Origin of the sequence: Paenibacillus glycanilyticus NBRC 16618 (assembly GCF_004000805.1) — a bacterium.
Classification (GTDB): domain Bacteria; phylum Bacillota; class Bacilli; order Paenibacillales; family Paenibacillaceae; genus Pristimantibacillus; species Pristimantibacillus glycanilyticus.
Genome location: NZ_BILY01000024.1, coordinates 91873 through 99528, shown reverse-complemented (window position 1 = coordinate 99528; position 7656 = coordinate 91873). Strand labels below are relative to the sequence as shown.

At 53.9% G+C, this 7656-nt stretch carries 9 protein-coding genes; 4 read left to right on the top strand and 5 right to left on the bottom strand.

Annotated features, from left to right (window positions below):
• Positions 1–304: 304 nt before the first annotated feature.
• The 4 genes from PGL01S_RS19205 to PGL01S_RS19190 all read left to right on the top strand — a co-directional run bounded on the left by PGL01S_RS19205 (position 305) and on the right by PGL01S_RS19190 (position 3064).
• Positions 305–748 (top strand): MarR family winged helix-turn-helix transcriptional regulator, encoded by a 444-nt coding sequence (locus tag PGL01S_RS19205; protein ID WP_127496200.1) that lies wholly within the window; start codon positions 305–307, stop codon positions 746–748.
• A gap of 94 nt (positions 749–842) precedes the next feature.
• A complete protein-coding gene (locus tag PGL01S_RS19200; protein ID WP_127496199.1) occupies positions 843–1793 on the top strand; it encodes a VOC family protein in 951 nt (316 codons plus the stop codon).
• A 30-nt stretch (positions 1794–1823) separates the two neighbouring features.
• On the top strand, positions 1824–2429 hold the full coding sequence (locus PGL01S_RS19195; protein WP_127496198.1) for an alpha/beta hydrolase: 606 nt from the start codon (positions 1824–1826) through the stop codon (positions 2427–2429).
• Between the two features lie 20 nt (positions 2430–2449).
• A complete protein-coding gene (locus PGL01S_RS19190) occupies positions 2450–3064 on the top strand; it encodes a flavin reductase family protein (RefSeq protein WP_127496197.1) in 615 nt (204 codons plus the stop codon).
• Here PGL01S_RS19190 and pepT read toward each other — a convergent pair whose 3' ends face one another.
• The 5 genes from pepT to PGL01S_RS19165 form a co-directional block, all read right to left on the bottom strand.
• Entirely contained in the window at positions 3065–4300 is a 1236-nt protein-coding gene (gene pepT, locus PGL01S_RS19185; RefSeq protein WP_127496196.1) for a peptidase T, read from the bottom strand.
• 146 nt (positions 4301–4446) lie between these two features.
• Positions 4447–5487: a Glu/Leu/Phe/Val family dehydrogenase gene (locus PGL01S_RS19180; protein ID WP_127496195.1), complete on the bottom strand. Its 1041-nt coding sequence runs from the start codon at positions 5485–5487 to the stop codon at positions 4447–4449.
• A 104-nt stretch (positions 5488–5591) separates the two neighbouring features.
• Positions 5592–6272 carry a hypothetical protein gene (locus PGL01S_RS19175; protein WP_127496194.1) on the bottom strand — a complete coding sequence of 227 codons (681 nt, stop codon included), beginning with the start codon at positions 6270–6272 and terminating at the stop codon, positions 5592–5594.
• Complete coding sequence (locus PGL01S_RS19170) at positions 6269–7165, bottom strand: ABC transporter ATP-binding protein (RefSeq protein ID WP_174806580.1); 897 nt, start codon at positions 7163–7165, stop codon at positions 6269–6271. The genes PGL01S_RS19175 and PGL01S_RS19170 overlap by 4 nt, the downstream gene beginning before the upstream one ends.
• Positions 7165–7533: a GntR family transcriptional regulator gene (locus PGL01S_RS19165; protein ID WP_127496192.1), complete on the bottom strand. Its 369-nt coding sequence runs from the start codon at positions 7531–7533 to the stop codon at positions 7165–7167. The genes PGL01S_RS19170 and PGL01S_RS19165 overlap by 1 nt, the downstream gene beginning before the upstream one ends.
• Positions 7534–7656 lie beyond the last annotated feature (123 nt).

Below are 7656 nucleotides of genomic sequence, written 5' to 3'. Positions count from 1 at the left end.
TGGTACAGGCGGTACTGGCGGCGGCAAAGGATTCGGTGGTGGCGGTACCGGCGGCAGCAATGGCGGCGGCAATAACATCGCGCCTAACAATCAAGCGCCAAACGCAGCTCCAAATCCGGCGCCTAACAAAGCGCCAAGCGAAAATTCCGCGCCTAATTTGCGTTAAACCCCGCATAGAGGCAAAGATAGCAAAGGGGTTGTCCAGCGTTGGACAGCCCCTAAAAACTTTTTTTAAAAAACCTCTTTACATTTGCCTCGAAATAAAGTATCTTAAAATCAAGATAAACGAAAGCGAGGCGAGCAAATGGAAAAGGAAAAAGACGATTCGCTTGATCTTTACATCGCGCTTGCCAGAGCAAGCCAATGGGTGAACGCTCATGCCGACCGGGATATCCGCAAGCATGGCCTCAACCGGACCGAGTTCGGAGTGCTGGAGCTTCTGTATCACAAAGGTCCGCAGCCCTTGCAGCAAATTGGCGAGAAGGTGCTGATGAGCAGCGGCAATATCACTTACGTCATCGATAAGCTGGAGAAGAAAGGCTTTGTCAGCCGCAGAGCTTCAACGGAAGACCGGAGGCTGATCTACGCCGAAATTACCGAAGCAGGGACACGGTTCATAGAAGAGGTGTTCCCGCAGCATACCCTCGTAATTGAGGGAGCGGTCGGGGGACTGACAGCGGAAGAAAAGCAGGCTGCAAGCTCACTACTCAAGAAATTAGGCAAGTTCGCGCAGACGACCTTCAAATAGAGTTGGTCGTAGCCATATACATCAAGTCAGGCCCTATATCTTAAATTAAAGATTCTTAAAAATTCAAAAAAAACCTATTAGGAGAGTGGAAATAATGACAAATCAACGTACCGCAGGTATCCATCATATTACGGCTTTCGTAAAACATCCTCAGGTGACTACAGACTTTTACGCAGGGGTGCTTGGTCTCCGGCTCGTGAAAAAAACAATCAACTTCGACGCACCGGAAGTGTACCATCTGTACTTCGGCGATCAAGCCGGCAGCCCTGGCACCATCATCACGTTCTTCCCTTGGGAAAACTCCCGTAAAGGCGTTGTAGGCGGCGGTCAAGTAGGTTACACCACTTACGTTGTACCTGAAGGCACACTGGGCTTCTGGAAAGAACGCCTTGCAAAATTCCAGATCGAATTCAAAGAGACTTCCCGCTTTGGCGAGCAGTACTTGCAATTCGCGGATCCGGACGGCTTGCTCGTAGAGCTGGTGGCACGCGAAGAAGGTCCTAGAAGCGCATGGTCGTTTGGCGGGGTATCGGCGGAAAATGCGATCAAAGGCTTTGGCGGCGCTATTCTGTACAGCACGAATCCTGCGGCAACCGCACAATTGCTGGAGCATGTAATGGGCCTGTCGAAAGTGGATGAAGAGAACGGCCTGGCACGTTACCAATCGTTTGGCGAACTCGGCAACATCATTGACGTGAATACGGAGCCTATGGCGGCCGGTCATGGCGGTCATGGTACCGTTCACCATATCGCTTGGAGAGCAAAAGACGATGCCGAGCACCTCACCTGGCAGCAGCATGTAGCGGCAAACGGCTTCCAGCCAACGCCAATCGTCGACCGTCAGTACTTTAACGCGCTCTACTTCCGTGAGCAAGGCGGCATACTGTTCGAGATCGCTACGGATCCTCCAGGGTTCGCGCGTGACGAAGATCCTGAACATCTTGGCGAACAACTGATGCTGCCAGCATGGTACGAGCAGCACCGCGCAACGCTGGAGCAGCTGCTCACACCGTTTGATGTACGGGTAATGGAACTGGATCGTTAATAACAGAAAATCATTTAGGAGGTATATACCATGAAGCATATATTCAAACAGGGGACGAATCCGGCAGCGCCGGTCCTCGTCCTCTTCCATGGCACAGGCGGCACGGAGCATGACCTGCTGCCGCTTGCTGCAGCCTTTTCGCCGGAGTCGTCCGTACTCAGCATCCGGGGCAATGTATCCGAGAACGGAATGGCGCGATATTTCCGCCGGATTGCGGAAGGCGTATTTGATCTCGAGGATCTGGTGTTCCGGACAAAGGAACTGAATGATTTCCTTGACCAGGCGGCAGAGGAGTACGGGTTCGATCGCGGTAATCTGGTAGCTGTGGGCTACTCCAACGGAGCTAATATCGCAGGCAGCCTGTTGTTCCACTACAAGGACTCGCTGCGCGGTGCGATTCTGCATCATCCGATGGTGCCGATCCGCGGTCTAGAATTGCCGGATTTGTCCGGAGTGCCGGTATTTATCGGGGCAGGCGAGAACGATCCGATCTGCTCGCCCGAGGAGACAAACGAGCTGGAAGGCTTGCTTGGCGGTGCGGGCGCTACGGTAGACGTGCATTGGGAACGGTTCGGCCATCAGCTTACCCGTTCGGAAGTGGCGGCGGCTGCTGCTTGGTATAAAGATCATTTCTAAGAAAAGGAGGCGGCGGATTCATGATTCGGATTGATGCAGAAAACTTAAGCGAGCGGGAGAATTACAAGCTGCTTACGGGTACGGTTATTCCAAGGCCGATTGCCCTGGTAACGACCTTATCGGAGGATGGCGTGCTGAACGCGGCGCCATTCAGTTATTTCAATATCGTAACGGCAGATCCGCCGCTGATCTCCGTATCCGTGCAGCGCAAAAGAGGTATCCGGAAGGATACCTCACGTCATGCCATCGCAAGAGGCGAGTTTGTCGTTCACATTGCGGATGAATCGTATGTGGAAAAGCTGAATGCTACGGCAGCCAGCCTGCCGCCGGAGGAGAGCGAGGTTGCTCTTGCCGGACTGACGGCGGTACCTGGCGAACGCATCTCCGTTCCAGGCATAGCGGAGGCCAGGGTCCGGCTGGAATGCGTGCTGGAGCAAGCGATTCCGCTTGGCGGAACGGCTGAAGCTCCCGCTGCGGACCTGCTGATCGGCCGTGTTGTCCGCTATCATCTGCATGAATCCATCGCGGATGAACGGAATCATATCGATGCGGCGGCTCTTCAGCCGGTCAGCCGTCTGGCAGGCGCTTCCTATGCTAAGCTTGGCGAGCTGTTCGAAGTAGAACGGCCTTCTTAATTACTCTTCGCCGCGCGCTTCGAATCGTTTGATAATCTCGACAATTACCTGCACGGATTTAACCATGTTGTCGATGGAGACATATTCGAATTTGCCGTGGTAATTCTCGCCGCCGGTGAAAATATTCGGAGTCGGCAGGCCCATATACGACAGCTGCGAGCCGTCGGTACCGCCGCGGATCGGCTTGATAAGCGGCTTGATATCGAGGCTCTCCATCGCATCGCGGGCAATTTCGACGATATGGAATACCGGCTCGATTTTGTCGCGCATGTTATAGTACTGGTCTTTCAGCTCGAGAACGATGCTGTTAGGACCATGTTTCGCCTTCAATTCCTCGACGATGCGGGTAATATTCGCTTTCTTCTCTTCGAATTTCTCGCGGTTATGGTCGCGGATGATGTAGGACATTTTGGTTTGCTCCACATCGCCCTGCAGCGTGTTCAGATGATAGAAGCCCTCATAGCCTTCGGTAAGCTCGGGCGCTTCGGCTGCCGGCAGACGGCTGTGAAGGTCCATGGCGATTTTCATCGAGTTGACCATTTTGCCTTTGGCCGTGCCCGGATGGACGTTGGTGCCGTTGACGGTAATTTTGGCAGCCGCCGCGTTAAAGCTTTCGTATTCCAGTTCGCCAAGCGGACCGCCATCGACGGTGTAGGCATATTTGGCGCCAAAAGCGGCTACGTCAAAGAGATGAGGGCCGCGGCCGATCTCTTCGTCCGGCGTGAAAGCAACGCGGATTTTGCCGTGCTTGATGTCCGGATTCGCGATCAGATAGGCCATGGCCGTCATAATCTCGGCAATGCCGGCCTTATTATCGGCGCCAAGCAGCGTTGTGCCGTCCGTCGTCATCAGCGTATGGCCTTTGTAATTGCCCAGCTCCGGGAAATCCTTCGTCGACAGCACGACGCCCAGCGCCTCGTTCAGCGTAATGTCGCCGCCTTCGTATTCGACCAGCTGCGGCTTTACGTTTTTGCCGGTAAAGTCGGTTGCCGTATCAACGTGTGCCAGGAAGCCGATAGTTGGCACCTGTTTGTCGGTGTTAGCCGGCAGAGTCGCCATTACGTAACCGTTGGCGTCGATCGTAACTTCTTGCATCCCGATCGATTTGAGCTCTTCGACAAGCTGGTTCGCAAGCGTAAGCTGGCCCGGCGTTGATGGGCAGGTCTCGCTCTCGTCATTGGATTGGGTATCGACAATGACATACGAGGTCAGTCGTTTAATAATTTCTTCTTTCATTTGTTCCGGCTCCTTTCGGGTATCTTGCTTATGTTCCCATTATAAAGGAGTAGAGGGCAGAAATCGAATAACCGAAAGACGGCAGCAAGGGCTGCTCCTCATGGTCATGGCGACCAGGGAGCAGCCCTTACTGCGTGTGAACCGCCTTACTCGCCGAGCAGCTGCTCGGTCAGCTGATTTGCGGCTTTGGCGGTGGATACGCCATGCTTGTCGGACCAGTCGAACACGTTCGTCAGCGTGCGGTAGATCTGTTCGACGCGGCTTCTGGCGTAGGACGGAGAATTGTCGTTCAGCTCGGCGGCGGTCACGATGATGCCGCCGGCGTTGATTACATAGTCCGGCGCATACAGGATGCCCCGCCGATGCAGCACATCGCCGTGCCGTTCCTCCGCCAGCTGATTATTGGCGGCTCCGGCAACAATCCGGCACTGCAGCTGGGGGATGCTCGCATCGTTAATGATGCCGCCAAGCGCGCAAGGGGAGAAGATATCGCACAGCTCGCGCGCGATTTGATCCACGCCTGCGGCCCGGGCACCATAGTCCTGCACGGCCTTCCGGACGAGCTCATCGTTCAGGTCGGACACGACCAGCTTGGCTCCGGCATGCGCCAGATATCGGCAGAGGAACATGCCGACTTTTCCGAGTCCCTGAACCGCAACGACTTTGCCGGACAGGCTTTCCGAGCCGTCCAGCTTTTTCAGGGAGGCCTTCATCGCCAGAAAGACGCCGTAAGCGGTCATATCCGCCGTAAAAGTACCCGCCGCGCCAAGCGATCCGGTGATGTCGGTAACGTAACTCGTCTCTTGGAACACCCAGTCCATATCGGCTGAGGTTGTTCCGACGTCCATGCCGGTAATATACTCGCCCTGCAGCCGGTTAATGAAACGCCCGAAAGCCCGGAACAGCCGTTCATTTTTGTCCTTGCCCGGGTCTCCGATAATAACCGCTTTGCCTCCGCCGAAGGGCAGCTCCGCCATCGCCGATTTATAGGTCATGCCCCGGGCCAGCCTGACGGCATCTATGATTGCATCCTCCACGGAGGGGTAGTTCCACATTCTGCAGCCCCCAAGCCCGGGGCCAAGCTTTGTGCTATGGATTGCGATAACTGCGGTAAGTCCGCTGCGCGCATCATGGATTACCTCCAACAGTTCATAGTCATCAAGGTTTAACAAGCTCCGCAAATCCATATGAAAAATCCCCCTTGTCTGGCAGTCCAGCAGCATTGGTATTACCGTTGTATTCAACAGCAACAGCCGATGACACTGGATGCCCGGATAAGGGGGAGCAAAAATCAGACGGTCGATCTGCGGATCAGCGCAAACGAGACGATAGCGAAGATAAGGATGATCGGCAGGAACCACAGCGACAGCCCAAAGGCCGTAAGATCCATGAACCAGTTCGCGATCTCATCCCACCAGTCTTTGGAGATAATGAGAACCATCATAATGGTGGTGGCCAGCAGGCAGGCCAGCGTCAGAACGAATAGGCCAATCGCCCGGAATTTCCGGAATACGCTGCCGATCGCAAAGCCCCAGAAGAAGAGCAGGACAAGGGTCAGGAAGTTAAAGATAAACTGCTGAACGATATTGCCGTCCGTCAAAAAAGGAAGATGGAAAAAGTGTAGTCCCGTACCCCAGAAGTTGGTCGCTTTCTCGATCGCGCTGAGCAGCAGCAGAATAATAGCCGTGAAACCGCCGGAGATCAATGCGTGTAAGACTGTACCCGCGTAATAGTCGGTTCGCCGGACGCTGAAGCTGATCGCAAAAGGAAAGGTTTGCGGGAGAACAATGATGCCAAGCACAAACATGTAGATAAAGATGGACATCAGACCGCCGGTGTAAATCCCGACGCCGCTCAGAAACCCGACGATCAGATTGATCACAAAGCTGGAGCCGAGAATCATGAACGGGATGATCAGCCACGCGAACTTGTCGCGTTGATGCATTTTCAGTACATTGCCAATTCGGTTCATTTAGGGGCGCCTCCCTTTACATCTGTTTTTTTGCCCGTTAACTGTACGATAAGCTGCTGCAAGGAAATCGGAGAGATGGCAAGGTTAAGAGCATCGGCCTTCTTCCGATCCTGTTCGGATAACCTGCCGGTAATTCCCGCTGTCAGAAGTACGCCGAACGGTTCCCGCGAAATGACGGTTTTGCCGGCGATAAAGCTTTCAACCGCGGTTGCGGTGCCTGCCACGGAATAGGCGGAGCCTCGCAGCTCTTCGGCATCCTCATTAATAAGCACCTTGCCTCCGTCGATGACGATGATATGCTCGAGCAGACGGCTTACCTCATCGATCAAATGCGTCGATAGGACGATCGTCCGCGGATTCTCGGAATAGTCCTCGATCAGCCGGTCGTAGAACAAAGCTCTGGCAACGGCGTCGAGACCCAGGTACGGTTCGTCAAAGATCGTAAGCGGAGCGCGGCTGGCCAGCCCGACGATAATCCCGACGGAAGAGTGCATGCCGCGGGACAATTTCTTCATCTTGCGCTTCAGCGGCAGCTGAAAGTCTTTGACCAGATCATTCGCAAACTCTCTATCCCAGTTCGGGAACAGGGAGGAGGACAGCTCCAGCACGTCGTTTACCGTATAGTTGTCCGGGTACTTCTGGCTTTCCTTAATGAAGCAGATTTGGCTGAGCACGCGGGAATTCTCGTACGGCTCTTCGCCGAATACCTTCAGCACGCCGCTTGTGGCGAACAGCTGGGCGGTAATCATATGCATGATCGTGGTTTTGCCGGCGCCGTTTCTTCCCAGCAGGCCGTAAATTTTGTCCGCCTCAAGCTTGAATGATACCTCGCTAACGGCCGTAACATTTCCGTACGATTTGGTTAAACGGCTTACCTCGACAACGTTGCTCATTATTTGGCCTCCCCTCTCCGAATCATTTCCGTTAATTGATCCGCCGAAATGCCCAGCTTCTCGGCTTCCCGCATCATGGTTACGACGTATTGCTCGAAAAATTGCTCCTTGCGCTTCTCGACCAGCACGGCACGCGCGCCTGTAGCTACAAACATCCCAATCCCTCTTTTCTTATACAAGATTCCTTCGTCCACCAGCAGGTTGACGCCTTTCGCCGCCGTAGCGGGGTTAATCTGATAAAAGGAGGCGAATTCGTTCTTTGAAGGGACTTGCGATTCCTCCGGAAGCCTTCCTTGAATGATGTCGTCTTCGATTCGTTCTGCGATCTGTACAAAGATAGGGCGACTATCGTCGATGATTAAGGTCATTGTGTTTTCCTCACCTCTTAGTTACCTGAGTGGTTGGTTACTCATGTAACCAACTATACAAGATGCGTTATACGGAGTCAATAGGCATAACAAAAAAGGAGAAGGCTTCCTGTTTGTAACAGA